This window comes from Flavobacterium sp. PL12 (genome assembly GCF_039123485.1).
Lineage (GTDB): Bacteria > Bacteroidota > Bacteroidia > Flavobacteriales > Flavobacteriaceae > Flavobacterium > Flavobacterium weaverense.
The window spans coordinates 1-1,072 of the sequence record NZ_JBANDI010000065.1 but is presented as its reverse complement, the minus strand read 5'-3'; the positions used below and the strand labels follow the sequence as shown (position 1 = coordinate 1,072).

Here is a 1,072-nt window from a genome sequence, read left to right as displayed (position 1 = left end):
TAAGTAATTAGAATAAAATAATGTCGTATTTTATTGTTTATACATCATAAATTCCGTATATTTATCTCATTATGAGATATCTAGAACTTAAAAAAGAAGAAATTGAGGTGTTAGAGCACCTTCATCAAAATAGCCCTAGTAATACCGTTAGAAAACGTAGTCAATGCCTTGTTTTATCACATCAAAGACACAAGATTAAAGACTTGGCTTCTATTTTTAAAGTCAGTCGCAGAACGATTGAACGTTGGTTTGATAGTTGGGCCGCAATCGGGGTTGCTTCCCTTGCTATATCAGAGGGAAGAGGGGCGAAAACTCTTTTAAAAGACTATTCTGAGGAGGTTTCTAAGCAATTAGAACTTCATAATAGAAATTTAAAAAATGTATTAATTTACTTTGAGGAGCAACACAATATTATCATCTGCAAAAAAACATTGCAGAATTTTTTAAAAGTTACTGGGTTATAAATGGAAAAGAGCTAGACTCTCATTGAAAGGCAAACGAAACGAAGAACAATTTCGATTTAAACAACAGCAAATAGAAACACTAAAGAGTTTGGAAGATAGCGGTTATATTGATTTATATTTTGGAGACCAAAGTCATTTTGGACTTACTCCTAATGTGCCTTATGCATGGCAAACAAAGCATAATCCAATATTGTTGCCTGCTGCAAAAGGCAAATATCAGAATGTAGTTGGATTAATGACCCGTAAAAATAAACTTTATTTCGAGGTACTTGAAACAACCTTTAATTCAGATAGAATCATTTGTTTTATGAATCGTTTTGTGGAACAAACCATTAAAAAAACCATTGTGATTCTTGACAATTCTCCAATCCATAAATCAAAGAAGTTTATGGCCAAAATAGAACAATGGAAAGAAAAAGATGTTTTGATTTACTTTTTGCCTCCCTATTCTCCAGAGTTAAATCTGATTGAAATTCTATGGCGAAGAATAAAATATCAATGGTTAGATTTTGATGCTTATAAATCATTCGAAAACCTCAAAGAAAAATTAAATTTTGTCCTGACTAATTTTGGAACAAAATACGACATTAAATTTTAACCATTACTTA

At 31.2% G+C, this 1,072-nt stretch carries 2 protein-coding genes; both read left to right on the top strand.

All coding sequences use genetic code 11. The features are described 5' to 3' along the window. Window positions 1-71 precede the first annotated feature (71 nt). Window positions 72-464 (top strand): helix-turn-helix domain-containing protein, encoded by a 393-nt coding sequence (locus RCH19_RS14730; RefSeq protein ID WP_343023865.1) that lies wholly within the window; start codon window positions 72-74, stop codon window positions 462-464. A gap of 22 nt (window positions 465-486) precedes the next feature. Then, window positions 487-1,062 carry an IS630 family transposase gene (locus tag RCH19_RS14725; protein ID WP_343023864.1) on the top strand — a complete coding sequence of 192 codons (576 nt, stop codon included), beginning with the start codon at window positions 487-489 and terminating at the stop codon, window positions 1,060-1,062. Window positions 1,063-1,072 lie beyond the last annotated feature (10 nt).